We start from the raw sequence: 26,358 nt of genomic DNA on the forward strand, positions 1-26,358 counted from the left end.
ATCTCCTTAGTTCATTTGTAGGGAAGGAATTCACTACATTAATCTTTAAAGATGAGGGTGTAGTTATTCTTAGATAACATCTTGTTCTAAGTACAACATATCTCCTTCTTTAATTGTACATTTCCCATTTGTTAATTCAATCATCCAATCTGTGAATGCTTGTTTTCCGTCTTCTTCTACATACGTATCAAATGTGACATTTTCTAGATAATGTATATCTTTAATGGCATATTTTGAATTACGTAATTCATTTTCAATTTTGCCAAGTAATGTGTAATCAATTTCGGTCTGCATAACACGCATTAGTTTTCGCTCGACAACACCGACATGATTAATGCCTTCGCTTGTACATTTTCCATATGCGCGAATTAATCCGCCTGCGCCAAGTTTGATGCCACCAAAATAGCGTGTAACGACAACGACGGTATCCTTTAAACCGCGTTTTTTTAGTACCTCTAACATAGGTACGCCAGCTGTACCGCTAGGTTCTCCATCATCATTTGCTTTTTGAATTTGATCTTGTTCGCCAATCAAATAAGCAGAACAATTATGTGTGGCATTCCAATTTTGTTTTTTTATTTTTTGTATAAATTCTTGAGCTTCTTCTTCGGTTGTAGCTCGGCTAATATAACAGATAAATCTCGATTTTTGAATGACAATTTCGTGCTCACCGTATTCTTTGATTGTTAAATATTGTAATAACACTCGTATACGCCCCTATCTGCCAAAATGACTAGTACTTTACATTTTAAAAGCGAGCGTTTTTATATTCAAACATTTTTTATAAATAAGTTGAAATTTTTGGTGAGTATTTCACCTTTTTGTTGTAATTTGTCGAGATGGTGAGTATAATTTCAAATCGGCATTTTCATGTATGGATGCACCATTTTTAGTTTTCGTGTAAACTTAGGGAATAAAAACTTTTTTATAAGGCAGGTACGCAAATGAAAACAGCTATTGTTACTGATAGTACAGCATATATACCGAAGCATATTCGTGATGAACTCAATATATATATGATTCCATTAAACGTTGTGTTTGGAACGGAATCTTATCAAGAAGAGGCTGAAATTTCAGCAGATGATTTTTATGTAAAAGTACGTGAGCAAGAAGAACTTCCGAAAACTTCTCAGCCAGCAATTGGAAAGTTTGTTGAGCTATATGAAGAATTATCTAAGGATTATGATGCAGTTATTAGCATTCATCTTTCAAGTGGAATTAGTGGTACATATCAAACAGCAACGGCAGCTGGACAGATGGTAGAGGGTATTGATGTATATACGTACGACTCTGAAATTAGTTGTGAAGTACAAGGATTCTATGTGCGTGAAGGGGCAAAATTAGCAAGCGAAGGAAAGGATCCGAAAGAGATCGTTGCCCGTTTTGATGAAATGAAGAAAACGATGGACGCTTATTTTGTAGTGGATGATTTACATCATTTACAACGTGGAGGACGATTAAATAGTGCGCAAGCTTTCATTGGTAGTTTGTTACAAGTGAAGCCCGTTTTATATTTTAGAGATAAAATCATTATTCCATTTGAAAAGATTCGTACACGTAAAAAAGCGTTAAAACGAATTGTTGAAATTTTTGATGAGCAAGCAAGTCAAGGTGTACCTATGGAAGCAGTTATCATTCATGCACAACGTGAAGAGGAAGCGAATGAATGGAAGGCAGAATTAGAAGCAAAATATCCTCATGTTACAATTCGCACAGGTTATTTCGGTGCTGTAATTGGTACGCATTTAGGTGAAGGTGCACTAGGTCTTGGATGGTATACGAAGTAATAAGATATAAAAAGCTCTCTTTTTGAAGAGGGTTTTTTTACGGATATTTTACGTGTATTTGACAAGTTAATATTTGGAAATGGTAAAATGTACGTAAAATAAAATAATGAGGAAAGTTTTATAACTTACTTTTTACAAGAAACTATATTATAATGGAAGAGAGGTGAAACATATGGAGCATAATTCTTGTTTATGTCCAAAGTTTGAGTCAGCTTTTACTTTGCTTAGTAAAAAATGGACTGGCTTAATTATTAAATCTTTGCTTGAAGAGTCAAAACGTTTTAGAGAAATCGCAGATATTATACCGAATATGAGCGATCGTATGTTATCAGAGCGTTTAAAGGAATTGGAAAGCGAAGGCATTGTAGTTCGTAATGTTTATCCAGAAGTACCAGTTCGAATCGAGTACGGCTTAACTGAAAAAGGGAAAGCATTAGAAAGTGTTATGGATGAAGTCCAAAATTGGGCTGAGAAATGGATGAAATAACGTTTTGATTTCATTCGTATTAGTGTATTTAACAAAACGTAAGGGAAACCTTGCGTTTTTCTTTGCTTATAAAAAGCTTTTAAAATTCTACACATATATACAAAAATATGCATATTTTGCGATAGAGTTACATATAATATTACATTTGTTTTACAATAGCGTAACATTAGCAAAAAAAATCCCGAATTATGGTATAAATTTTATAGGTTATATACGGAAAAAAGACAAAAGAAAGCGGTGTAAAAAATAAAATGAAAAAGCTAAAAATGGCATCTTGCGCATTAGTTGCAGGGTTAATGTTTTCAGGACTAACACCAAATGTATTTGCAGAAGATAAAATTTCTGACGTGAAATCACAAATTAATACACAAAATGACACTTTACATAAACAACAACAAGAACGTGATGTATTACAAAAGCAAATGAATGACTTAAACAAAACAATTCAAGGTTTGGATAAATCTGTTCAAGAGAATGCTTCAAAACTTGATGAAACAACGAAAAAAGTTGCGGATACTGAGCGATTAATCGAAAATAAAAATAAAGATATTGCAGAACTACAAACGAAAATTGCAAAACGTGAAGAGTTATTAAGAAAACGTTTAGTTGCACTTCAAGAACAACCAAACACAAATGTTGTAACAGAAGTTCTTGTAAACTCTAAAAATGTTGCAGATTTAGTTGATCGTTTAAATTCTGTTTCTAAAATTCTTGCGTCTGATGAAGATATCATGAAAACACAACAAGAAGATCAAGCGAACGTGAAAAAAGATGTTGAAACGGTAAAAACAAAGCAAAAAGAATTAAAAGAAGCACAAGCTCAAATTGAAACTGCTAAGAAAGAACTTGACGCTGAAAAAGCGAAAAAATCAACAGCAGTAAATGATTTAAGCGGTAAAATGGATACAGTTGTAACTTCAATGACAAGTACGGAAAGTCAATTGAAAGATCTTGAAAAACAAGCACTGCAATTACAACGTATTGCTGAACAAGAAGCACAAGAAAAAGCTGCACAAGAAGCTGCTGCTCAAAAACAAGCAGAACAGGCTGCTAAAGATGCGCAAGCGCAAGCTGCACCAGCAAACAATGGTGGACAAGCTCAAAAAGAGGAACCTCAAAAAGAGGAACCTCAAAAAGAGGAACCTAAAAAAGAAGAGCCTAAAAAAGAAGCACCTAAGCAAGAAAAGAAACAAGCAGAGCCAGCACCAGCTTCAAATGCGGGTGGCGTAATTGGTAAAGCGCAAGGTTACTTAGGCTTACCATATGTTTGGGGAAGTGCATCTCCATCAAACGGTGGTTTTGACTGTAGTGGATTTATTTCTTACATCTATGGTGTAGGACGTCAAGACGTTGCAGGTTACTGGAATTCAGTTTCTAAAGTAAGTAGCCCACAACCTGGAGATTTAGTATTCTTCCAAGGTACTTATAAACCAGGTCCATCTCACATCGGTATTTACGTTGGGAATGGCCAAATGATTCATGCTGGTGATAAAGGGATTGCTTACGCTAGCTTAAGCAGTAGTTACAACCAAAAACACTTCTTAGGTTACGGAAGATTATAGGATTACAATTCAATAAAAAAACGTGTATAAAGTCGATAGCTTACTATTTTATAAGTAGGTTATCGGCTTTTTTGAGTTTTTACGAGATTATGAGAAGGGTTTATAGTAGTGCTGGAGGTGGTTGCTGATGTTAGCAGGGAAACAGTTACTATTAGAGGAACTCTCTTCAGATTTACGAGATACATTACATGATTTGAAAAAGAGGCGGAAGGTCGTATGTGTACAAGGTGTAATAAAGAAGGCTTCTAAATATATGTGTCAGCGCTGCGGAAATATAGAGCAGCGGCTATTTGCATCATTTTTATGTAAAAGGTGCAGTAAAGTATGTACGTATTGCCGAAAGTGTATAACGATGGGGAGAGTAAGTGAATGTGCTGTACTTGTTCGTGGGATCGCTGAAAGAAAAGGAGAAAAAGGTTTAAATTCTTTACAGTGGAACGGGACTTTGTCTACCGGTCAGGAGTTGGCGGCGCAAGGTGTTATAGAAGCTATTAAGAAGAAAGAATCGTTTTTTATTTGGGCTGTGTGCGGGGCTGGAAAAACTGAAATGCTATTTTACGGTATGGAAGAGGCATTGCGAAAAGGAGAAAGGGTTTGTATCGCAACGCCAAGAACAGACGTTGTACTAGAATTAGCGCCGAGATTACAAAAAGTGTTTCCAAATGTAAATGTAGCGTCCTTATACGGAGGAAGTGAAGATAGGGACAAAGATGCAGCGTTAGTCGTTGCAACGACTCATCAACTGTTACGTTACTATAGAGCGTTTCATGTCATGGTTGTAGATGAGATAGATGCCTTCCCGTATTATGCGGATCAAATGTTACAGTATGCAGTGCAACAAGCGATGAAAGAGAAAGCGGCGCGTATTTATTTAACGGCAACTCCCGATGAAAAGTGGAAACATAATTTCAGAAGTGGTAAACAAAAAGGTATCATTGTCCCTGGACGATACCATCGTCATCCGTTACCAGTTCCTCTATTTTGCTGGTGCGGAAATTGGAAGAAAAGTCTCCACCATAAAAGAATTCCTCGAGTGTTACTGCAATGGTTAGAAATGTACGTAAACAAAAAACATCCTATTTTTTTATTTGTTCCTCATGTGCGATATATAGAAGAATTGAGCCTGATATTGAAAACGTTGGATCCTAGAATCGATGGTGTACATGCAGAAGATCCGATGAGAAAAGAAAAAGTAGCAGCTTTCAGAAAGGGAGAAATTCCGTTATTAGTTACAACGACAATTTTAGAGAGAGGAGTAACTGTGAAGAATTTACAAGTTGCGGTGTTAGGGGCGGAAGAAGAAATCTTTTCAGAAAGTGCGCTCGTACAAATTGCAGGCCGAGCAGGTCGTAGTTTTGAAGAACCTTATGGTGAGGTCGTTTATTTTCATTGTGGTAAGACAGAGGCGATGGTACGCGCGAAAAGGCATATTCAAAGTATGAACAAAAAGGCGAAAGAACAAGGATTAATCGATTAATGCATTGTCTACTTTGCGATGAGTATATGTTGGAAACAGTTAGTTGGTACACCTTCTTTGTAAAGTCGCACACAAAATATATATGTGATAGGTGTGAGCGGAAACTTTCCTATATTATAGGAGAGATTTGCATGGAGTGTGGGCGATCTTTAGAGGACTTGCCTTTCGAATATAAAGAAAATGATATTTGTGTGGATTGCGTAAGGTGGATAAATGTGGAGAAGTATCGTCCTTTTAAAAATCGTTCTTTGCACGTGTACGATGATGAGATGAAAGAAATATTAGCACAGTTTAAGTTTCGGGGGGATGCGGAGTTAGTTCATATTTTTTATCGATCCTTTCGGGAGCTGTTTCAAAAGCATTTTACGAGCATTTCAAGTGTTATTGCTGTTCCACTTAGTAGGGAACGGGAATATGAACGTGGTTTTAATCAGGCAGAGTTATTAGCAGCATGCTTACCTGTCAAAATTTCTTATCCCTCATTAAGAAGAAGGGAAACAGAAAAGCAAAGTAAGAAGACACGTAAAGAAAGGCTTTCGGGAAGTAATCCTTTTTATTTTCAGGGAGAAGATATGTTTCATGATCAACATATCTTACTCGTTGATGATGTATATACGACAGGAATTACAGTTAGACAAATTGGAAGTCTTTTATACGATAGAGGAGCAAGGGAAGTTTCTAGTTTGACGCTCTGTAGAAGTTGATCTGTAACTGTCGAAAGGGATAATAAAAAGACGATAAGTCTTCTTTGACTTCGTAAGTTGTCATTCGTTATAGTCAAAGTATGGGGTGAATGCCCTGATTTTTAGAGTGAAGGGAATGGAATGAACATGCAAGGAAGAGTGAAATGGTTCAATGCAGAAAAGGGATTTGGGTTTATTGAGCGTGAAGATGGTGATGATGTGTTTGTTCATTTTTCTGCTATTCAACAAGATGGATATAAGTCATTAGAAGAAGGGCAACAAGTTGAGTTTGACATTGTAGATGGAGCACGTGGACCACAAGCAGCTAATGTTGTAAAACTGTAGGAATATTGTTTTTGGGAAGAGAAAGCTGCGTTTGTGGCAACGTTATATATATGGTAGAACCTCTTGTTTTTTGCAAGGGGTTTTTGTTATGAATCAAGTTGTCAAAAATTTGTTTCTTTTCTGTAACGAATTGTCCACAGTTATATTCGTTATTCACGATGTTAATAGGATAAAATAAAGATAGAAACGATGCATCTTTTCATTTCAACAAAAAACGATAAAAAAATCGCAATTCCACTAATTTTTTTAAAAAAGTTAGAAGGAGTTTTTAAGCCAATGTCGAAATTATAGTACATAGGCTTGAAAGGAGGAATTCATCTATGAAATTCAACATTCGTGGTGAAAATATTGAAGTAACTCCAGCATTAAAGGAATATGTAGAGAAAAAACTAAGTAAGTTAGAGCGTTATTTTGATACATTCCCAGAGATTAAAGTTAATTTAAAAGTATACTCTGACAAGCAACGTGTCGAGGTAACAATTCCATTTACTGATTTATTACTTCGTGCAGAAGAAACTAATAGCGATATGTACGCTGCTATCGATTTAGTAGTTGATAAACTTGAGCGACAAATTCGTAAACATAAAACAAAGGTAAATCGTAAGTTACGTGAGAAAGGTTCTGTGAAAACGAACTTTATCCTTCCAGAAGCAGTAGCTGTTCTGGATGCGGTAGAAGAGGATGAATTAGAACTTGTACGTACAAAACGATTTGATTTAAAACCGATGGACGTTGAAGAAGCGATCCTACAAATGGATATGCTAGGACATAATTTCTTCGTCTTCACAAATGCTGATACAAATGAAACTAATGTTGTATACGGCCGTAAAGATGGGAAATATGGTTTAATCGAAACTAAATAATAATTCAAAAGCGCAGCCGAAATGGCTGCGCTTTTTTTATGTTTTAGCTTTTTCTTTTCGAGAGGTGAAAAAATTTATAAGTAGCCAATTTCATTAAGAAGTGATTTTTGGACAGTGTTTCGTCAAAACAGTACGGGGAAATTAAAAACTTGGAAAGGTGAGTTACTCTTTATTATTTGGAACAGGCGTAGGTAAGCAGTTATCTTTACAAGTGATTCTTTGCTAGGGATATATTATTTTTTTTAAAAATTTAACGAAATGTTCGTAAGTGTAAAAATAATATTAAATATTCTAAAATCCATTGAAGGTATATCGAGTTGTTGTTACTATAATATTGCGTTATATAGATTTAGTTTATTCCTTCAGTGAAAAAATAAAATCAATATAATGCTATAAATTATCGGAGGTGTTTTTATTGAGTATAAAGAAAAAAAGTCGTTTTATGTTTGGGGCTATTTTATCTTTAGATATTTTAGCTAGTACTTTTGCTTTAACCGAACCTGCTAAGGCTGATACAAGAGATGATCATGTAGAATTTACCTTTAGACTTTGGAGTGCATATGATTTTACTAATGCACGTCCTAAAGGGACACCTACTTCTATGTATATGCGTGTGAAGAGTAGTGAGAAGGGCGGTGGTTCTTTTAACGTTTGGACAGAAGCAGATAAAAATAAAAATAAAGGTGATAGAGATTGGGTAAATGTTTCAGGTGAGTCAGGTAAGCATGAAGGAACGGTGCAACCAGGTAAAACGTATCTTTTCCAAAATTACGCATATGAAAGATATGGAAAAAATGTGCCTGTGAGATTTGGTGGTTATTCTAGAGAAAATAATGCTTATCCTACTGCTTGGAGTCCTGATAGTGTAAGACCTGGTGGACCTTACACTGAATATTGATTTAGAAATTATAAATTGAAATTATTTATTTTGTAGTGCTAGAAAAAGTCGTATAGTTCCGAATCTGGATTATACGACTTTTTCTGCTATGTAATTTTAAAAATAGGAGGAGCTGTAATGAAGGTTATTTCCAAGTATGTTTTAGGTTTTTTTTTATTGAGTATTTGTTTCTTAGCTTCTTGTCAAAAGGAAATGGATGAACCTATTGTAAATATTGAAGATACTTTAACGGAAAAAGATAATTTAAAAAGTATTCAGTTACAAGAAATTAAGAAAAATACTATTTTTGAACAAGTATTTTTTGAGAATGAAAATGGTGAGGATTTCTTTCAAGGTCAAACAGATAGAAATGATATTGGAATAGAAGATAAGCTTTTAGATGAAAATTTAAAGTTGGGAGTTATACCGGAAAATTATTATGTTTTTTTAACGGGTGTGACGAATAAGAAAAAACCAACGTATCTTTTGGGGCGGATTGAACAAACTGATGGAAAAGTAATTCAGTGGAAACAAGAAGTTAAGAGTGTAAAAAGAAAAGGTACAGATAATGTTTATCAGTATGAAGTTGAATTTCCTAAGTTTGAGGGGGAGAAAGCACATGTTTCTTTTCGTTACATTTGGATAAATAAAGAAAATAAATGTTATGGTGTTGCAGATCAATTCTTCATATTAAAAAAGATTTAAATTTCAATAATGGTTTATGGAGGAGTTGTAGATGAGTTACTTTTTAGGACGGATTTTAAAAGGTAGGATGTTTTGGGTATCTTTATTTATTATGTTAGTAATTGTCATTGCTCAATATATTGCTATGTTTGTAACAACGAAAGGATTTAACGATGCTGGGATTATAAAGGTATCTCCATATTTATCTAACATTTTACATTTTAATAGATTACCATTTTATAGTGAATTTTATCTATTAATATTTCCTATGATTTCTGCAATGGCTGTAGCAGGAATTTATAGAATTGATAAAAATTATGGGTTTATTTATCCTGTTATTTCTAAGATGGGAACATGTCATTATTTTAGGTTACTTTATTTTATTAATTTTATTGTATCTTTTTTTATTATAAGTGTCCCTTTACTATTTCATTTTTATTTATATGCGATAACTTATCCAACAGTTGCTCCGCATCCGATATTAAATTATATGGCTGCTACTGTTTCACCAACAGCTCAATTTAATACGGTTTATTATGAGTATCCTACTTTATATTTTCTTATGTATGTATTTTTAAATGGTTTATACGGTGCGGTTTTTTCAAGTTTGGCTTTATCAGTTTCGTTTTTTATAAGACGAGTTTATTTTATTTATTTAGTTCCATTTATTTTACATATTTTTTGGCTTGGTATTGGAAAGGGGATTCTCAATCCTAAAGATTATTTAATTAAAGACTCCGGTTTTTTTGAATTACAAATTTTTCTTAGTGTGCTGTTATATATTTGGTTTTGTTCTGTAGTTCTTTATTTACGGGGGAGTAGGAAGCATGTTCTTTTATAAAGTAATGAAAGAAACTATAGGGATGAAATATGTTTGGTTAAGTGTTCTCTTCTTACTTAACGTCAGTATCATTGGTTGTTTGTTCAATTATTTTGAACATGGAATTGTAAAAGAGAAAATGAACGAATTGGAAGCTTTGTATAAGGTTATGTCGTTTTATAATTTATCGACTATATTTATTCCTTTAACTATCGTTTTTTCTGTATATTCTATGTCGAATTTTTTTAGTATTTATGTAGTTTACCGAGTGAATAATGCATTGAAATTAGTTTCTATATATTATTTGAAACTATTCGTTTTTGTTTGCTTTTTTGCTGGGAGTATGATTTTACAGTTATTTTTGATGGCAAATATGATGGTTGTAAATAGTATTTATGTGAATTATGCATTGTTATTTTGCATTCAATTATTTGCGACTATTTTTATATGTATGATAAGTGCTTTATTGCAATTATTTTTACCTAGTTTACTTGTAATAATATGTATGATCACTGCAGTTTTACTAGATAGATTTATATTACATGGATTTTTATTTACAAATGTTTTTTATATAAATGTGTTTGAAGGTGCCACTGGTTTACTTATACGCTTATTTGGATGTTTTTTTATCTTTTTTATAAGTGTATGGATTTTAGCTAAAAAAAGTTATATTTCTATGAATGATGAGACAGAGGTGATCTAGTTTACATTATGATTTTATATTATTTGTTAAAAAGAGATTTACATGTAAGGTTTAGAGATTCCATCAAGATAATGGTTTTTTTATTCTTAATTTACGCTATGATTGTAGTTACTTTTTTATACAATCAGCCTCTTAGTAATGGTAAAGAACCCTCATTGTTAGATGTTACCTTTTATCGATTTTTTCATGGAGTAGACTTTGTAGATTTATCTTATTTTTATAAGGAGGGGCGATTTTCTATCCCTTTTTATTGGATATTCTTTCAAATTGTTCCTTTGTTGCTAGTAGGGAAGTTTGCTTTTTCGGATATTCAACAGAATGGTGTTTATTTGTTTCCTCGTGTTAAGAAGAAGCATTTTCTTTGGTTAACGAAAATACTATCTTTGTTTTTTTACATAATTACTATTTGGATTGTTATGTATTTGATTTGGTTTACTGTTTATTATTTGCTTACTTTTGGCGAGCATTATTTTTCAAATGTATATAGTCAATTTTCTTATAAGATAGTAGGTACTATGCTAATTCAAATAATTCTAAGCTTTTTATTAGCTTTAATTTTTGAGTTTTTAACGCTTTATATACCAATAACTATTGTTTTTATACTGATGTTGATGTACCTATTTTTTTCTATTTTCTTTCATAGTATTTATTTTTTAGGTTCTTTTGTTATGCCAAATCGTTGGTATTTTGTTGATCACAGTTCAATTCAATTGATTTTAGGTAATAATCAATCTATTCAATGGAATGATTTACTTTTAATAGGAGTAGTAATTGTTGTTGTAATGATTTTATTAGGTAGTTTTTGTTTTAAAAAACTAGATGTGATAGGTGAATAATTTATGGACAATTATATTAAATGTGAATGTATGACGAAAAGATTAAAAGGAAATATTGTGTTAGATAATATTAGTTTGTCAGTAAAAAAAGGCGAATTTTTAGTTTTGAAGGGGCATAATGGCTCTGGTAAAACGATGATTTTACGCGCTATATCAGGGTTAATGCGTTTGAATTCTGGAGTTGTTTATGTAGATAATGAAATGATTGGAAAACAAAAGCAATTTCCTGATTCTATGGGAATATTGATTGAATATCCAAGTTTTATTCCAGGGTATACTGGTTTTCAGAACTTGAAATTTTTATCATCGATTAACAATAAAATTTCTGATGAGGAAATTTATAATATTATTCAAAGGGTTGGACTTGATAAAACAGATAAGAGAAAGTATAAAAGATACTCTTTAGGTATGAAACAACGTTTAGGGATAGCGCAAGCTTTAATGGAACAACCAAAATTATTGCTATTAGACGAGCCAACTAATGCTTTAGATATTGATGGGATAAAAGATGTTTTAGATATTTTGAAAGTAGAAAAATCTAAGGGAACGACTATTATAGTAGCTAGTCATGATGTGCATGTTCTAAATAATGAAATAGTAGATCGTATTGTACATGTTAATAATGGAAAGTTGGTAGATTAAGAGTGACAAAAAAACATATCTTAATAATTATTGGGTTGTGTGTGTTGCTATGTATATTTGCTAGTTTATTTAGATTTAAAACATTAAATCTAAATAATGAATCTTATAAAGTGGTAAAAGATGAATTTTTACCTAATAGAACTTTTGAAGATGGACAAGGAGTTACGTTTCATGCACTTGATCCTCTTGATCCTACAAAAGTTTATGATCCTTATGAAGACCGTGAAGTAATGACGTATGTGTTACCTTTAGATATTACAAATACAACGAATCGGGATATTAATTTGCTTAGTAATAAGTCTATTTCCAGTACAATGTTTTATTCTAAAATAGGCGAGTTTTATAATTTGATTCCTTATTCAATGGAATTACCTGAAAAATATCAGTTTGAACCTGTAATACCTGCTGGTAAAACAGTAAGAGGATATATAGGGACAAATTATTTTATAGGAGATGACCTTTATAAAAATTATAAAAACTTTTCAAATGAATCAACTAAAGTGAAATTCATTTCTTTTATGAAGGATAAGAAAGGGAAATATCATGAATTGGAAATACCGATAAATTAATGCATGATTGATACAGATATATTTTAAGTGTGCTTTAGGGGTGCCGTGGTTGAGTATATCTTGCAACATAATATTATCTTTTAAAGTCGGAGGTTTTGCGCAGGTGTAAGTATCTATGGATGCTGCACCGACGAAATCTTCGGCTTTTTGTAATTATCGATTTAGATTTTATTAAGGAGTATATTCAAGTCATTTTTTTTGAAAGGAAAATGACTTGGATTTAATACGAAATTTGTAACGTGAACTTGAAATAATGAGACAGAGAAAAGAAAAGAAACAAATAAAATAAAAACTTTTTCTGAATATAAGGCCTGACATTCGGCCGATTGTTGTCATAGTTATAAGACAAGTGTTACAATTATCATTAGGTATATACATTTTAGTTTTTTTAATTAGGAGAAAAATTGGCATAACATACATTTGATTTTTATAACGACTGATTGTAATAGAAAAAGAAAAAACAATCGGAAGTTTTATTTTAATAAAAAAGAGGAGCGTATTTCCTATGATCGGTATTTTAAAAAAGGTATTTGATGTAAATCAACGCCAAATTAAACGTATGCAGAAGACAGTTGAGCAAATTGATGCATTAGAATCATCTATTAAGCCATTAACAGATGAGCAATTAAAAGGAAAGACGCTTGAATTTAAAGAACGTTTAACAAAAGGTGAGACAGTAGATGATCTACTTCCTGAAGCTTTTGCAGTTGTTCGCGAAGCTGCGACTCGTGTTCTTGGAATGCGTCCGTATGGCGTGCAGTTAATGGGTGGTATTGCCTTACATGAAGGAAATATCTCTGAGATGAAAACGGGTGAAGGTAAAACGTTAACATCTACATTACCTGTATATTTAAATGCTTTAACAGGAAAAGGTGTTCACGTTGTTACAGTCAATGAATACTTAGCACAACGTGATGCGAGCGAAATGGGACAACTTCATGAGTTCCTAGGCTTAACAGTAGGAATTAACTTAAACAGCATGTCACGCGAAGAGAAACAAGAGGCTTATGCTGCTGATATTACGTATAGCACAAATAATGAGCTTGGATTCGATTACTTACGTGACAACATGGTTTTATATAGAGAACAGTGCGTTCAGCGTCCACTTCATTTTGCTATTATCGATGAAGTCGATTCAATTTTAGTCGATGAAGCACGTACGCCGCTTATTATTTCGGGACAAGCTCAAAAATCAACAGAGTTATACATGTTTGCAAATGCATTCGTTCGTACATTAGAAAATGAAAAAGAGTATTCATTTGATGTGAAAACGAAAAATGTAATGTTAACTGAAGATGGTATTACGAAAGCAGAGAAAGCTTTCCATATTGAAAACTTATTCGATTTAAAACATGTCGCACTTCTTCACCATATTAATCAGGCACTTCGTGCACACGTTGTTATGCACCTTGATACAGATTATGTTGTACAAGAAGGCGAAATCGTAATTGTAGACCAATTCACTGGTCGTCTTATGAAAGGTCGTCGTTATAGCGAAGGTTTGCACCAAGCTATTGAAGCAAAAGAAGGCGTAGAAATTCAAAATGAAAGTATGACACTCGCAACAATTACGTTCCAGAACTATTTCCGTATGTATGAAAAGTTATCTGGTATGACTGGTACAGCGAAAACGGAAGAAGAAGAATTCCGTAGTATTTACAATATGAATGTTATCGTAATTCCAACGAACAAAGATATTATTCGTGATGACCGTGCTGATTTAATCTTCAAATCAATGGAAGGCAAATTCAATGCAGTTGTTGAGGATATTGTAAATCGTCATAAACAAGGGCAACCTATTCTTGTTGGTACAGTTGCAATTGAAACGTCAGAGCTTATTTCAAAAATGTTAACACGTAAAGGTGTACGCCATAACATTTTAAACGCGAAAAACCATGCGCGAGAAGCAGATATCATTGCAGAAGCTGGTATGAAAGGTGCTGTAACGATTGCGACGAATATGGCTGGTCGTGGTACGGATATTAAGCTTGGAGACGATATTAAAAACGTTGGTCTAGCAGTTATCGGTACAGAGCGTCACGAAAGCCGTCGTATTGATAATCAGTTACGTGGTCGTGCTGGTCGTCAAGGGGACCCTGGTGTAACGCAGTTCTACTTGTCTATGGAAGATGAACTAATGCGCCGCTTCGGTTCTGACAATATGAAAGCGATGATGGATCGTCTTGGTATGGATGATTCACAGCCGATTGAAAGTAAAATGGTTTCTCGTGCCGTAGAATCTGCACAAAAACGTGTAGAAGGAAATAACTATGATGCACGTAAGCAGTTACTGCAGTACGATGATGTACTTCGTCAGCAACGTGAAGTTATTTACAAACAGCGTCAAGAAGTAATGGATTCTGAGAACTTACGCAGTATTATTGAAGGTATGATGAAATCTACAGTAGAACGTGCTGTTGCGCTTCATACACAAGAGGAAATTGAAGAAGATTGGAACATTAAAGGTCTTGTTGACTACTTAAATACAAACCTTCTGCAAGAAGGCGATATAAAAGAAGAAGAGTTACGTCGTCTTGCTCCAGAGGAAATGAGCGAGCCAATTATCGCGAAACTAATAGAGCGTTACAACGACAAAGAAAAGCTTCTGCCAGAAGAGCAAATGCGTGAGTTTGAAAAAGTTGTTGTATTCCGTGTAGTAGATACGAAATGGACAGAGCATATTGATGCGATGGATCACCTTCGTGAAGGTATTCATTTACGTGCTTACGGTCAAATTGATCCACTTCGTGAGTATCAAATGGAAGGATTCGCAATGTTCGAGTCAATGATTGCTTCTATTGAAGAGGAAATCTCTCGTTACATTATGAAAGCTGAAATTGAACAAAACTTAGAGCGTCAAGAAGTTGTTCAAGGTGAAGCTGTTCATCCATCTAGCGATGGCGAAGAAGCGAAGAAAAAACCAGTTGTAAAAGGAGACCAAGTAGGCCGCAACGATTTATGTAAATGTGGTAGCGGTAAAAAATATAAAAACTGCTGTGGTATCGGGAAGTAATACAGGGCGGTAGCCCAGATTACTTTGCAAAATTTTACATCAAAAATGTATAATTAAGAAAGATTAAACTCTCTCCGTCATAAGTGGAGAGAGTTTCCCTTGTTTTCATAAGAAAGTAACAGCAATTACATAGAGGTGAAGGAAATGGAATTAGTAGAAATTAGACAAGAATTAGAGAAAATGGCTAAGAGATTAGCGGCTTTTAGGGGGTCTCTTTGACCTTCCTACTAAGGAGAAACAAATTGCAGAGTTAGAAGAGACAATGATGGGTGCAGGATTTTGGGATGACCAACAAGGCGCACAAGCTGTAATTAACGAAGCTAATGCACTGAAAGAGATGGTTGGAAAGTTCCGTCAGTTAGATGAGACATTCGAAAATTTAGAAATCACGCATGAGCTTTTAAAAGAAGAGTATGATGAAGATTTACATGAGGAACTTGAATCTGAAGTGAAAGGCTTAATTCAAGAAATGAATGAGTATGAGCTTCAGTTACTACTAAGCGATCCTTATGATAAAAATAACGCTATTTTAGAATTACACCCAGGTGCTGGTGGAACAGAGTCACAAGACTGGGGTTCTATGTTATTACGTATGTACACACGTTGGGCTGAAAAACGTGGGTTTAAAGTAGAAACGGTTGACTACTTACCAGGTGATGAAGCTGGTATTAAGAGTGTTACTTTATTAATTAAAGGTCATAACGCTTACGGTTATTTAAAGGCAGAGAAAGGTGTACATCGTCTTGTACGTATTTCGCCATTCGATTCTTCAGGCCGTCGTCATACATCGTTCGTATCTTGTGAAGTTGTACCTGAGTTCAATGATGAAGTTGAAATCGAAATACGTTCAGAAGACTTAAAAGTTGATACGTACCGTGCAAGTGGTGCAGGTGGACAGCATATTAATACGACAGACTCAGCAGTTCGTATTACACATACACCAACAAACACAGTTGTAACATGTCAGTCAGAGCGTTCACAAATTAAAAACCGTGAGCACGCGATGAAAATGTTAAAAGCGAAATTGTATCAAAAGAAACTAGAAGAGCAACAAGCGGAGTTAGATGAAATTCGCGGTGAACAAAAAGAAATCGGATGGGGTAGCCAAATTCGTTCTTACGTATTCCACCCGTATTCTCTTGTGAAAGACCACCGTACAAATACAGAGGTTGGTAACGTACAAGCGGTTATGGATGGAGAAATTGATCCATTTATTGATGCTTACTTACGTTCTCGCATCTAATAAGCGAAAAAAAGCCAACAAAGTTGTTGGCGTATGCTGAGGATAGTCGAGGAGATAAAGAATTTGATTTTATTTCTATAGATGAAGTAAAGAGGAAGAGAAGTTGGAAACGACAACTTCTCTTTTTGATGGGATTATATGTAGCATACAATGTTGTATATTGTATTGTAAAAAGTAGAGAATAGTAAAACAGAGCGGCAATAGAGTAAGACTTGAACAGAACTTTTCTGATTTTCTGTTCAACAAGAATTCTTTATAGAAGTTTTTACGTTGTTCACAGAATTGAAACAACTTATGAAAGCTTTATATTATCAGGGTTCTTACTGTGTTTTTGAAAAATATGAAATATACCTTAGTTTTTCTATATAAAGATAATGCTTATAATGAAAATGAGTGTGTTAGGAATGAAAAGAATATCAACAATGGGGAGCGATAGAAGTGAAAAAGAAATTGTTGGCTATTGCGTTAGGAACATCAGTCGTTTTTGCTTTAGGAGCATGTGGAAATAAAGAAGAGAGTAAGCCTTCGAAACAATCTGCAAGCACAGATAGCGCAGAGCAAATTTACCAAAAAAGTTGTATAGGCTGTCACGCGAAAGATTTATCGGGAGCAACTGGACCGGATTTACGAAAAGTGGGGCAGAAATATGATGCAGCAGAGATTGAAAAGATTATTGAAAAAGGTCGCGGTTCTATGTCACCAGGAATCATTCAAGGTGAAGATGCGAAAAAAGTAGCTGAGTGGTTAGCTGAACATAAATAAAAAAGGATAAAATGGACGAGTTGGTTATATAATCTTATCCCAAAATGATTTTGGGTAAGAACTATGACGACTCGTTTCCTTTTTCTGGAGTGTAACATAACTGTAACAAAAATGTATCCGAACTGGAAACCGTTTGATGTTACAATGGGGTTTGTAGAATTTTGCTGAAATATATTACATAGAGTAGCGCTGCTAATAAAAAGCATGAATGGAAGCTACCTTCAACAAGAGTGGTTAAGTGGGAATAAAGTTTTTATTTTCAGATGTACAGAAAAGTATTTCGAAAAAAATCATTAAGTATTGGGTGATAAATAATGATAAAAATGACGAATGTTTATAAGGAGTACCCGAATGGTATGAAAGCCATTGCTGGTCTCACAGTTAACATTAAACAAGGTGAGTTTGTATACGTAGTTGGACCGAGTGGAGCCGGGAAATCTACATTTATTAAAATGATGTATCGTGAAGAGAAGCCATCTACAGGATCAATTAATGTAAATGGACTTGTTATTGAAACATTAGCAGAAAGAGATGTTCCATATTTCCGTCGTCAATTAGGCGTAATTTTCCAAGATTTTAAATTACTACCTAAGTTAACGGTATATGAGAATGTTGCGTTTGCCTTAGAAGTAATTGAAGAAGAAAAAGAAGCCATTCGTGAGCGTGTAACAGAAGTTTTAGGTCTTGTAGGTCTTGAGGATCGTGCAGACGCACTACCAAGTGAACTTTCGGGCGGAGAGCAGCAACGTGTTGCGATTGCGAGAGCAATTGTTAATAGACCAAAGGTTGTAATTGCCGATGAGCCAACAGGTAACTTAGATATTGAAACAGCTCTTGATATTATGAAGATTTTTACGCGTATTAACGAGCGTGGTACAACGATTGTTATGGCGACACATAACTCAGATATCGTAAATACAATTCGTCATCGTGTAATCGCGATTGAAGGCGGAAAAATTGTTCGAGATGAGATTGAGGGAGGATACGGATATGAAGGCTAAGACCCTTAGTCGACATTTGCGAGAAGGTGTAAAGAATCTATCACGTAACGGATGGATGACGTTTGCTTCTGTTAGTGCAGTAACAGTTACATTATTACTTGTAGGTGTCTTTTTAACAGCGATTATGAATATGAACCATTTTGCGACGAAAGTAGAGCAAGATGTAGAGATTCGTGTACACATTGATCCAGCAGCAAAAGAAGCTGATCAAAAGAAATTAGAAGATGATATGAGTAAGGTTGCAAAAGTAGACTCTATTAAATATTCATCTAAAGAAGAAGAGCTAAAACGCTTAATTAAAAGCTTAGGTGATAGCGGAAAAACGTTTGAGTTATTTGAACAAGATAACCCACTTAAAAACGTATTCATTGTAAAAGCAAAAGAACCAACAGATACAGCGACAATCGCGAAAAAGATTGAGAAAATGCAGTTTGTAAGTAATGTTCAATATGGTAAAGGCCAAGTTGAAAAATTATTTGATACTGTAAAAACAGGACGTAATATCGGGATTGCGTTAATTGCAGGTCTTTTATTCACAGCGATGTTCTTAATCTCTAATACAATTAAAATTACAATTTATGCTCGTAGTACAGAAATCGAAATTATGAAACTAGTAGGTGCAACAAACTGGTTTATTCGTTGGCCGTTCTTATTAGAGGGATTATTCCTAGGAGTATTAGGATCAATTATTCCAATTGGCCTAATTCTAGTTACGTATAATTCACTACAAAGTGTGTTTAACGAAAAACTTGGCGGAACAATTTTCGAACTTCTACCATACAGTCCTTTCGTATTCCAATTAGCTGGTTTACTAGTGTTAATCGGGGCTTTAATCGGTATGTGGGGAAGTGTAATGTCAATTCGTCGCTTCTTAAAAGTATAAAAAGTTGCAAACATAATTCGTACAAGCTTATCATATAGTAGAAATAGGTAAAGGCATCACACACTGTGTGATGCCTTTTGCTACACCACCTGTGTGTTTTGGAAAGGGGAATTCCGCATTGAAACGTAGAGTTGCGATTATTGGAATGGTTGTTGCATTTTTAATTGGTGCTGGCGGAATGTTTGCAGGTATGTCTTTATTTGGGGTTAACCCAGCAGAAGTAACGCAAACAATTTCGAGTGGAAACGCTAGCACCGCGCAAGGGAATTTGGCAAAAATTAATGAGGCGTATGCACTAATTGATTCACGTTATGTGGAAGACGTGAAGGATGACAAGTTAGTCGAAGGTGCAATACAAGGCATGTTGTCTACGCTGAAGGACCCTTATTCCACGTATATGGATAAAGAAACGGCTAAACAGTTTAGTGAATCACTTGATCCTGAGCTAGAGGGGATCGGGGCTGAGGTGAACAAAACGGACGGTAAGCTTATTATCGTATCTCCAATTAAAGGCTCACCGGCAGAAAAGATTGGAATTAAACCGAATGACCAAATTTTATCTGTAGATGGAAATAGTGTGAAAGATTTATCACGTGAAGAAGCAGTATTAAAGATTCGTGGTAAAAAAGGAACGACTGTCGCGATTGAAATTAAGCGTGCAGGAGTAGCTGATCCGATTGTATTTAAAATTAAGCGTGAAAAAATTCCAATCTTCACAGTGTTTAGTTCTGTGAAACAAGAGAGCGGAAAAGATATCGGTTATATGCAAATCACTTCTTTTGCTGAAAATACGGCGAAAGAATTTAAGGATCAGTTAAAAGAGTTAGAGAAGAAAAATATAAAAGGCTTAGTTATTGATGTGCGTGGTAATCCTGGTGGCTACTTAAATAGTGTAGAAGAGATACTAGGGGAAATTATGACGGATAAAAAGCCGATGCTACAAGTAGAGCAACGAAATGGTGAGAAAAAGAAATTCTCTACGGAACTGAAAGAGAAAAAGCCATATCCAATTTCAGTATTAATTGATAACGGAAGTGCTTCTGCTTCAGAGATTTTAGCGGGTGCGCTAAAAGAGGGAGAAGGATACGATTTAATTGGTGAAAAAACGTTTGGTAAAGGTACTGTTCAGCAAGCCGTTCCATTTAAAGATGGCAGCAACATTAAATTAACGATGTTTAAATGGTTAACACCGGATGGAAACTGGATTCATAAAAAAGGAATCGCGCCAACAGTAGAAGTGAAGCAACCAGATTATTATCATGCGACACCAATTCAAATTGAAAAAACACTTTCATACAATTCAAATGATGTGCAAGTAAAACACGCGCAAGAAATGCTTAAGAGTTTAGGATATGTACCGGGGCGTGAAGATGGGTACTTTAGTAAAGAGACAGAATCAGCGCTGAAAGCATTCCAAAATGCGAATGAGATGGAAGCGACAGGGCAGCTGGATAAAAAGACAGCTGAGGCGATTCAAACTAAAATTATTGAAAAAATCCGTTCTGGAGAAAATGATCTACAATTACAGTCCGCATTAAAATTAATAGCGAAATAAAGTGAAACTTTAATCAGTGGGGGTTTTCTTCATCCCCCACTGATTATTAGTTGAACCAATCGGACTTTTATGGGCAGTTGATCCCCCACCTAAATTCTTTGCTTTCGCTGAATTTTGAGGTGGGGGTCTTACTGCCCATTAAAGCGGGATAAAAAAAATACAGGCAGTTTGCTGCCTGTATTTTTTTGTGTTAAACAAACGTTTGTCCAGTTATGATAATATAAAAAGAAAGAATGATATAAATGGTGGTGAATGGGTTCGTGGAGGCATGGATTTTTGAAATAATGCGGGCAGTTGGACGTTTTTTCTTACACCCTGCTGTCTATGTATTTTTAATAAGTAGTATCTTCGTTGGATACTTACGTATGTTACGAGAACGAAAGGATTTTTCCTTTAAAGTTTATGATATTTGGTTTGAACTACGAACATCTCTATTTGCGGGAGTTGGATACGGATTAATCGTATCTATTATTACAATTGGACTTGGCCTTGTCGTTTCTAAAGCGAGCTTATGGGTCATCTTACTTTGGACGTTATTATTTGGATTAACTGCTATGTATCGATATTTATCAGCAGCTTATACATTTAGTATCGCAATTGTATGCGTTCTAGTATCTTCTAAGCTACCAGTTTCCTTCTTACAGCTTGGAGAAGGGGAAGAGAGTACGATTGTATCTCTTGCTATTTTACTAGGCGTCATGCTCGTTGTAGAGGGCTTGTTGATTTCTAAAAATGCAGTAGGATATTCTACGCCGAAGATTAGGAAGGGTAAGCGTGGGCTAAAGATTGGTTTACACGAATCAAAGCGTTTATGGATCGTGCCTATTTTTATTCTTGTACCAGGTGATGCAGTAACGCAGTTTATTTCATGGTGGCCTGTCGTTTCCATCGGTTCACATACCTATTCTCTATTCCTCGTTCCATTTTTAATTGGATTTATGAGAAAGATTAGAAGTTATGAACCAACGGAAGCCTTATTATTTACAGGAAGACGTGTCTACGGATTAGCAGGAATTGTACTTGTTTTAGGAATCGCAAGTTATTGGTGGCACGTACTTGCCATTATCGCAATGGGAGTCGCAATGCTTGGGCGTTTCACAATTTCCATGCAAGAAAAAATTGTGGATGAGACAAGACCGGCGTATTTCGCTGCACGTAATGATGGACTTGTTGTATTAGATACAATCCCGAATACAATTGGGGCAGAGCTGAATTTACTGCCTGGAGAAGTGATTACGAAAGTAAATGGAGTCATTCCAAGAAGTGCTGAGGAATTTTATGATGCGCTTCAAACGAAGACGACAGGAGCATTTTGCAAGTTAGAAGTATTAGATACAAATGGAGAGCTTCGCCTTGCTCAAACGGCATTATACGCCGGAGGACATCACGAATTAGGTATTGTGTTTGTTCAGCAGGAGCATGAGTGGGATTCGGAAGCGATGTAATAGAAGAAAGGGTATCACCTTGTGGTGATACCCTTTTTGGTTGCGGGGGGTGAGATTGGTAGTAAATAGGATTTATATCGGCGATTATTCAAATATATCGACTTTCCGGCAAAAAAAACGACAACTATCGCAAACATTCTTTTTAGTTTCATAGACGGATAACTTGAATAATTATTTGATAATGGTTATCATTTAGAGGTGTTTTAATTTTGGGAAATGGAGGTAAGATATGCTACGTAAATTTTTTTCTTACTATAAACCGTATAAAGGTTTATTTATACTCGACTTTTCTTGCGCAGTTGTCGCAGGGTTACTAGAACTTGGCTTCCCGCTTATCGTAAATCAATTTATTGATAAGTTATTGCCAGGGCAAAATTGGACGCTTATTTTATGGGCTTGTTTCGGTTTACTTGCAGTGTATATTTTAAATGCAGGCTTACAATACGTCGTTACATATTGGGGACATATGCTTGGCGTTAACATTGAAACGGATATGAGGCAGAAATTATTTGATCACATTCAAAAGCTATCATTCAGATTTTTTGACAATAATAAAACAGGTCATTTAATTTCACGTCTTACAAACGACTTAATGGAAATTGGGGAAATTGCTCACCACGGACCAGAAGATTTATTTATCGCTGTTATGACTTTAGTTGGGGCATTCTCATTTATGATGATGATCAACTGGAAGTTAGCGCTATTAACGTTCTTCGTCATTCCATTCCTATTATGGTTGGCACTTTACTTCAATAAAAAAATGACAGGTACGTTTAGACGTTTATTCTCAGACGTTGCTGATTTCAATGCATGTATTGAGAATAACGTTGGTGGTATCCGTGTTGTACAAGCATTCGGAAATGAAAGGTTTGAGAAAGATCAATTTGCTGTAAACAATGCTCGTTTCCGTACAACGAAATTAATGGCGTATAAAATTATGGCGTTAAATTCATCGATTAGTTATATGCTCATGCGTCTCGTAACGCTCTTCGTCTTAATATGCGGTACATGGTTTGTTCTGCAAGGTGAATTAACGTACGGTGGATTTATCGGATTCGTTCTATTAACGAATATTTTCTTCCGCCCAATTGAAAAAATTAATGCGGTAATCGAAAGCTATCCGAAAGGGATCGCTGGTTTTAAGAGATATGTAGAGCTTCTTGAAACAGAGCCAGATATTGTAGACTCTAAAGATGCAATGGAAGTTAAACATGTACATGGTGATATTCAATATAGCAACGTTACATTCGGATATGAAAATAAGGAACCAATTTTAAATGATATTAGTTTGAAAATACATGCAGGTGAAACAGTTGCTTTCGTAGGACCATCAGGAGCTGGAAAAACGACGTTATGTAGTCTATTACCACGTTTTTATGAACAATCGTCTGGATCGATTCAAATTGATGGTATTGATACGAAAGATATGACGTTATCTTCACTTCGTAAGCAAATTGGAATTGTGCAGCAAGATGTGTTCTTATTCTCAGGAACAATTCGTGAAAATATCGCTTACGGAAACTTAAAGGCGTCAGAAGCTGAAATTTGGCAGGCAGTAAAACGTGCGCAGTTAGAAGACTTAATTTACTCACAACCAGACGGTTTAGATACTGTTATTGGTGAGCGTGGTGTGAAACTTTCTGGTGGACAGAAGCAACGTCTAGCGATTGCTCGTATGTTCTTGAAAAACCCGCCAATTTTAATATTAGATGAAGCGACTTCCGCATTAGATACAGAGACGGAACTAGCGATTCAAAAATCACTTGCTGAACTATCTGTCGGCCGTACAACATTAGTTATCGCTCACAGACTTGCAACGATTAAAAATGCAGATCGTATCGTCGTTGTAAATAAAGATGGTATTGCAGAACAAGGTTCGCATGAGGAACTAATTGAGCAAGGCGGAGGATATAGCCGTTTATACGAAGCTCAGTTCAGTTCGTAAATATAATTTCTGCTGAATTAGTGCACTATAAGTAAGTGAAAATCTTATATGGGAGGCTATGAAGCATGCTTGTAACAACAACGTCTACAATTCAAGGAAAAGAAATTATTGAGTATATCGATATCGTCAATGGAGAAGCGATTATGGGCGCGAATATCGTTCGTGACCTTTTCGCCTCTGTCCGCGACGTTGTCGGCGGTCGTGCGGGCGCTTATGAAAGTAAATTAAAAGAAGCGCGCGACATTGCAATGGAAGAGATGAAAACTTTCGCAAGACAAAAAAATGCGAATGCAATTGTTGGTATCGACGTGGATTACGAAGTAGTTCGCGAAGGAATGCTAATGGTTGCAGTGAGCGGAACTGCTGTCCGTATTTAAAGTAAAAAGCCGTGCTGATGCACGGCTTTTTACTGTTATTGATGCTATTCTATGTCGAAGTTCCAATATTTCTTGGGAAATGCGGAAGGCCTTGTCGATATATAGGGAAGACATTAGAGCGCTTCTTTACATTTTCGGATTTGAACTAATAATGTTTCGTATTCTTGTTCGAGAGATGTGATGTCATCGTGATGATTTGGTATGGAAATTCGGCCGATGATTTCTGTTAATTTTGTTTGTAATCGTAATAATTCTTGTTCAGTAACGTTTAAAGAATCCCCGGTTGTTCTTTTTGTGTATTGCTCGTAATTACCGTGGAATATTCTTGGTTCACTCTCATCTACTTGTAGAATATGGTCTGCAACAGAGCGAATAAAGGCACGGTCATGGCTAATTAAAAGTATTGTGCCAGGGTATTCTTGTAACATGATTTCTAATTCTTCTTGCGTCGCTAAGTCTAAATAGTTTGTCGGTTCATCGAGCAGAAGCATATTATAGTTTCCTAAAAATACTTTTGCGAGTGCGACCTTCGTTCGTTCGCCGCCACTTAAGACATGTACAGGTTTATGAACATCTTCACGCCGGAATAAAAGCCGTGCAAGTATTGTTCGAACGAATGCTTCTGTATAGTTGGTTTCTTCTAGAACGTTCTCTAAAATGGTTTTATCTGTTTTTAAAATTGATAGTGTTTGTTCAAAGTATCCAATTTTACAACTTTTCGAAAGCTGAATGCCACGCTCGTTTGCGAGAAGCATGTTGAACAAAGTTGTTTTGCCGCTTCCGTTTGCACCTAAAATAGCAAGTTTTGCACCAGGGGCAATAGTTCCATTCATATTTTTAAATAGTGTGCGGTCGCCTATTTTCTTTGTTGCTTTATTGAACTGTACTGGCACTTTACTATGAATGGGTGTATGGTATTGCACGTCAAACTGAGTCTGAGAAAGATCTTTCGGCTTTTCTTTCTTTTCTAGTTTTTCGAGACGTGTTTCTAATGCTTTCGCTGCTTTGCTAACCTGTTCTTGGCCATGAGCCCCGCTTAACTTATAAAGTTTAGATTCAGATGAACTGAACCGAGTTGGGATTTTTGTCATGCTAGAAGCACGTTGTTTTTTTTGTGAAATTGATTGCTCTAAACGATTTTTTTCTTGTACATATTGCTCATATTCTGCTTGTTTTTGTGTTCGTTCACGTTCTTTTTGTTTTCGATAGTTGGAATAATTCCCTTTATACTCTTGAATAGTACCGTCTTCAATTTCAATGATTTTTGTACATATATTATCTAAAAAATCACGATCATGTGATATTAAAACAAGTGCCCTTTTATAAGATAAAAGTGCCTTTTCTAATTGCTCTGTACCAACCATATCTAAGTGGCTTGTTGGTTCATCTGCGAATAAAATGCCTGCATCCTGTTCGAGAGCATGGGCAATCTTTAGGCGCATTTGTTCACCGCCGCTCATTGCATCTGTAACGTTTGAAATACTCCATTTTCCTTTTGCGAGAGAAGAAGCGGTTTCCGGTAGTTCCTCGCTAAGCTGAGGAATGATGCTGATAGAACTATGGTGAGTTACTATGCCATTGTCAGCTTCTATTTCTTTACTTAATATTTGTAATAACGTAGATTTACCAGCTCCGTTGACTCCGACAATTCCTATACGATCCTGTGCTTGAATTTCCAGTGACGGTAACGTAAATAGTGTGCGATCACCAAAGCTCTTTTCAATATTGCGTGCGAATAAAATAGTCATAAAAAACCCTCCCTAGTTTCACTAGAGAGGATAAACGTCGCCCTTGCATGT

The 26,358-nt window shown here is 35.3% G+C and carries 24 protein-coding genes and 1 pseudogene; 23 read left to right on the forward strand and 2 right to left on the reverse strand.

Annotation, left to right across the window (positions count from 1 at the left end; translation table 11 throughout):
• Nucleotides 1-69: 69 nt before the first annotated feature.
• Complete coding sequence (locus tag FS802_RS21475; protein ID WP_000926686.1) at nt 70-705, reverse strand: YigZ family protein; 636 nt, start codon at nt 703-705, stop codon at nt 70-72.
• 239 nt (nt 706-944) lie between these two features.
• Here FS802_RS21475 and FS802_RS21480 point away from each other — a divergent pair, with 239 nt between their 5' ends.
• The 23 genes and pseudogenes from FS802_RS21480 (at nt 945) to FS802_RS21595 (ending at nt 24,559) form a co-directional block, all read left to right on the forward strand.
• Nucleotides 945-1,787, forward strand: coding sequence for a DegV family protein (locus FS802_RS21480; RefSeq protein WP_000844761.1), 843 nt, complete (start codon nt 945-947; stop codon nt 1,785-1,787).
• 172 nt (nt 1,788-1,959) lie between these two features.
• The gene (locus FS802_RS21485; protein ID WP_000400858.1) at nt 1,960-2,274 is read left to right on the forward strand and encodes a winged helix-turn-helix transcriptional regulator; all 315 of its coding nucleotides are present in this window, start codon (nt 1,960-1,962) and stop codon (nt 2,272-2,274) included.
• A gap of 145 nt (nt 2,275-2,419) precedes the next feature.
• Nucleotides 2,420-3,836: pseudogene (locus FS802_RS21490) on the forward strand (C40 family peptidase).
• A 127-nt stretch (nt 3,837-3,963) separates the two neighbouring features.
• A complete protein-coding gene (comFA, locus tag FS802_RS21495) occupies nt 3,964-5,313 on the forward strand; it encodes an ATP-dependent helicase ComFA (protein ID WP_098653709.1) in 1,350 nt (449 codons plus the stop codon).
• Complete coding sequence (locus tag FS802_RS21500; RefSeq protein WP_098653710.1) at nt 5,313-6,017, forward strand: ComFC family protein; 705 nt, start codon at nt 5,313-5,315, stop codon at nt 6,015-6,017. Before comFA ends, FS802_RS21500 begins: the two co-directional genes overlap by 1 nt.
• A 126-nt stretch (nt 6,018-6,143) precedes the next feature.
• Nucleotides 6,144-6,341, forward strand: a complete 198-nt coding sequence (gene cspC, locus FS802_RS21505) for a cold shock protein CspC (protein ID WP_001990088.1) — start codon at nt 6,144-6,146, stop codon at nt 6,339-6,341.
• Nucleotides 6,342-6,661: 320 nt separating this feature from the next.
• Nucleotides 6,662-7,204: a ribosome hibernation-promoting factor, HPF/YfiA family gene (gene hpf, locus FS802_RS21510; RefSeq protein WP_000671193.1), complete on the forward strand. Its 543-nt coding sequence runs from the start codon at nt 6,662-6,664 to the stop codon at nt 7,202-7,204.
• A 415-nt stretch (nt 7,205-7,619) separates the two neighbouring features.
• Nucleotides 7,620-8,102 carry a hypothetical protein gene (locus tag FS802_RS21515; protein ID WP_144525453.1) on the forward strand — a complete coding sequence of 161 codons (483 nt, stop codon included), beginning with the start codon at nt 7,620-7,622 and terminating at the stop codon, nt 8,100-8,102.
• Between the two features lie 117 nt (nt 8,103-8,219).
• Nucleotides 8,220-8,786: a hypothetical protein gene (locus FS802_RS21520; RefSeq protein WP_098251634.1), complete on the forward strand. Its 567-nt coding sequence runs from the start codon at nt 8,220-8,222 to the stop codon at nt 8,784-8,786.
• A gap of 31 nt (nt 8,787-8,817) precedes the next feature.
• The gene (locus FS802_RS21525) at nt 8,818-9,606 is read left to right on the forward strand and encodes a hypothetical protein (protein ID WP_098653711.1); all 789 of its coding nucleotides are present in this window, start codon (nt 8,818-8,820) and stop codon (nt 9,604-9,606) included.
• Nucleotides 9,593-10,288, forward strand: a complete 696-nt coding sequence (locus tag FS802_RS21530) for a hypothetical protein (RefSeq protein ID WP_098653712.1) — start codon at nt 9,593-9,595, stop codon at nt 10,286-10,288. The genes FS802_RS21525 and FS802_RS21530 overlap by 14 nt, the downstream gene beginning before the upstream one ends.
• Nucleotides 10,289-10,359: 71 nt before the next feature.
• Nucleotides 10,360-11,124, forward strand: a complete 765-nt coding sequence (locus tag FS802_RS21535; RefSeq protein ID WP_098653731.1) for a hypothetical protein — start codon at nt 10,360-10,362, stop codon at nt 11,122-11,124.
• A 3-nt stretch (nt 11,125-11,127) separates the two neighbouring features.
• On the forward strand, nt 11,128-11,766 hold the full coding sequence (locus tag FS802_RS21540) for an ATP-binding cassette domain-containing protein (protein WP_098653713.1): 639 nt from the start codon (nt 11,128-11,130) through the stop codon (nt 11,764-11,766).
• A 41-nt stretch (nt 11,767-11,807) separates the two neighbouring features.
• A complete protein-coding gene (locus FS802_RS21545) occupies nt 11,808-12,335 on the forward strand; it encodes a hypothetical protein (protein WP_098653732.1) in 528 nt (175 codons plus the stop codon).
• Between the two features lie 505 nt (nt 12,336-12,840).
• Nucleotides 12,841-15,348, forward strand: coding sequence for a preprotein translocase subunit SecA (gene secA / locus FS802_RS21550; protein ID WP_000579393.1), 2,508 nt, complete (start codon nt 12,841-12,843; stop codon nt 15,346-15,348).
• A gap of 144 nt (nt 15,349-15,492) precedes the next feature.
• Nucleotides 15,493-16,591 (forward strand): peptide chain release factor 2 gene (prfB, locus tag FS802_RS21555; protein WP_096001656.1). Its coding sequence is split into 2 segments (ribosomal slippage): nt 15,493-15,564 and nt 15,566-16,591, totalling 1,098 coding nucleotides; the frame shifts between segments, so codons are not numbered across the junction.
• 438 nt (nt 16,592-17,029) lie between these two features.
• The gene (gene cccB, locus FS802_RS21560) at nt 17,030-17,353 is read left to right on the forward strand and encodes a cytochrome c551 (RefSeq protein ID WP_000727965.1); all 324 of its coding nucleotides are present in this window, start codon (nt 17,030-17,032) and stop codon (nt 17,351-17,353) included.
• A gap of 314 nt (nt 17,354-17,667) precedes the next feature.
• Entirely contained in the window at nt 17,668-18,354 is a 687-nt protein-coding gene (gene ftsE, locus FS802_RS21570; protein ID WP_000594325.1) for a cell division ATP-binding protein FtsE, read from the forward strand.
• Nucleotides 18,344-19,237 (forward strand): permease-like cell division protein FtsX, encoded by an 894-nt coding sequence (gene ftsX / locus FS802_RS21575; RefSeq protein ID WP_000645023.1) that lies wholly within the window; start codon nt 18,344-18,346, stop codon nt 19,235-19,237. The genes ftsE and ftsX overlap by 11 nt, the downstream gene beginning before the upstream one ends.
• A gap of 118 nt (nt 19,238-19,355) precedes the next feature.
• Complete coding sequence (locus tag FS802_RS21580; protein WP_080349976.1) at nt 19,356-20,792, forward strand: S41 family peptidase; 1,437 nt, start codon at nt 19,356-19,358, stop codon at nt 20,790-20,792.
• Nucleotides 20,793-21,052: 260 nt separating this feature from the next.
• Complete coding sequence (locus FS802_RS21585; RefSeq protein WP_141545948.1) at nt 21,053-22,237, forward strand: PDZ domain-containing protein; 1,185 nt, start codon at nt 21,053-21,055, stop codon at nt 22,235-22,237.
• Between the two features lie 229 nt (nt 22,238-22,466).
• Nucleotides 22,467-24,182, forward strand: a complete 1,716-nt coding sequence (locus FS802_RS21590; RefSeq protein WP_000944613.1) for an ABC transporter ATP-binding protein — start codon at nt 22,467-22,469, stop codon at nt 24,180-24,182.
• Nucleotides 24,183-24,247: 65 nt separating this feature from the next.
• On the forward strand, nt 24,248-24,559 hold the full coding sequence (locus tag FS802_RS21595) for a YbjQ family protein (RefSeq protein ID WP_098653715.1): 312 nt from the start codon (nt 24,248-24,250) through the stop codon (nt 24,557-24,559).
• A 113-nt stretch (nt 24,560-24,672) separates the two neighbouring features.
• Here the strand turns inward: FS802_RS21595 and abc-f are convergent, their stop codons facing one another.
• Complete coding sequence (gene abc-f, locus FS802_RS21600) at nt 24,673-26,307, reverse strand: ribosomal protection-like ABC-F family protein (protein ID WP_098707799.1); 1,635 nt, start codon at nt 26,305-26,307, stop codon at nt 24,673-24,675.
• Nucleotides 26,308-26,358 lie beyond the last annotated feature (51 nt).

The organism is Bacillus sp. DE0042 (assembly GCF_007680225.1).
GTDB classification, from domain to species: Bacteria; Bacillota; Bacilli; order Bacillales; family Bacillaceae_G; genus Bacillus_A; species Bacillus_A wiedmannii.

Excerpts from the sequence above, each read along its gene's own strand:
- FS802_RS21480 (WP_000844761.1), top strand. The coding sequence starts at position 945 with ATGAAAACAGCTATTGTTACTGATAGTACAGCATATATACCGAAGCAT.
- FS802_RS21485 (WP_000400858.1), top strand. The coding sequence starts at position 1,960 with ATGGAGCATAATTCTTGTTTATGTCCAAAGTTTGAGTCAGCTTTTACT.
- comFA (WP_098653709.1), top strand. The coding sequence starts at position 3,964 with ATGTTAGCAGGGAAACAGTTACTATTAGAGGAACTCTCTTCAGATTTA.
- FS802_RS21500 (WP_098653710.1), top strand. The coding sequence starts at position 5,313 with ATGCATTGTCTACTTTGCGATGAGTATATGTTGGAAACAGTTAGTTGG.
- cspC (WP_001990088.1), top strand. The coding sequence starts at position 6,144 with ATGCAAGGAAGAGTGAAATGGTTCAATGCAGAAAAGGGATTTGGGTTT.
- hpf (WP_000671193.1), top strand. The coding sequence starts at position 6,662 with ATGAAATTCAACATTCGTGGTGAAAATATTGAAGTAACTCCAGCATTA.
- FS802_RS21520 (WP_098251634.1), top strand. The coding sequence starts at position 8,220 with ATGAAGGTTATTTCCAAGTATGTTTTAGGTTTTTTTTTATTGAGTATT.
- FS802_RS21525 (WP_098653711.1), top strand. The coding sequence starts at position 8,818 with ATGAGTTACTTTTTAGGACGGATTTTAAAAGGTAGGATGTTTTGGGTA.
- FS802_RS21530 (WP_098653712.1), top strand. The coding sequence starts at position 9,593 with ATGTTCTTTTATAAAGTAATGAAAGAAACTATAGGGATGAAATATGTT.
- FS802_RS21535 (WP_098653731.1), top strand. The coding sequence starts at position 10,360 with ATGGTTTTTTTATTCTTAATTTACGCTATGATTGTAGTTACTTTTTTA.
- FS802_RS21540 (WP_098653713.1), top strand. The coding sequence starts at position 11,128 with ATGGACAATTATATTAAATGTGAATGTATGACGAAAAGATTAAAAGGA.
- secA (WP_000579393.1), top strand. The coding sequence starts at position 12,841 with ATGATCGGTATTTTAAAAAAGGTATTTGATGTAAATCAACGCCAAATT.
- ftsE (WP_000594325.1), top strand. The coding sequence starts at position 17,668 with ATGATAAAAATGACGAATGTTTATAAGGAGTACCCGAATGGTATGAAA.
- ftsX (WP_000645023.1), top strand. The coding sequence starts at position 18,344 with ATGAAGGCTAAGACCCTTAGTCGACATTTGCGAGAAGGTGTAAAGAAT.
- FS802_RS21590 (WP_000944613.1), top strand. The coding sequence starts at position 22,467 with ATGCTACGTAAATTTTTTTCTTACTATAAACCGTATAAAGGTTTATTT.
- FS802_RS21595 (WP_098653715.1), top strand. The coding sequence starts at position 24,248 with ATGCTTGTAACAACAACGTCTACAATTCAAGGAAAAGAAATTATTGAG.
- abc-f (WP_098707799.1), bottom strand. The coding sequence starts at position 26,307 with ATGACTATTTTATTCGCACGCAATATTGAAAAGAGCTTTGGTGATCGC.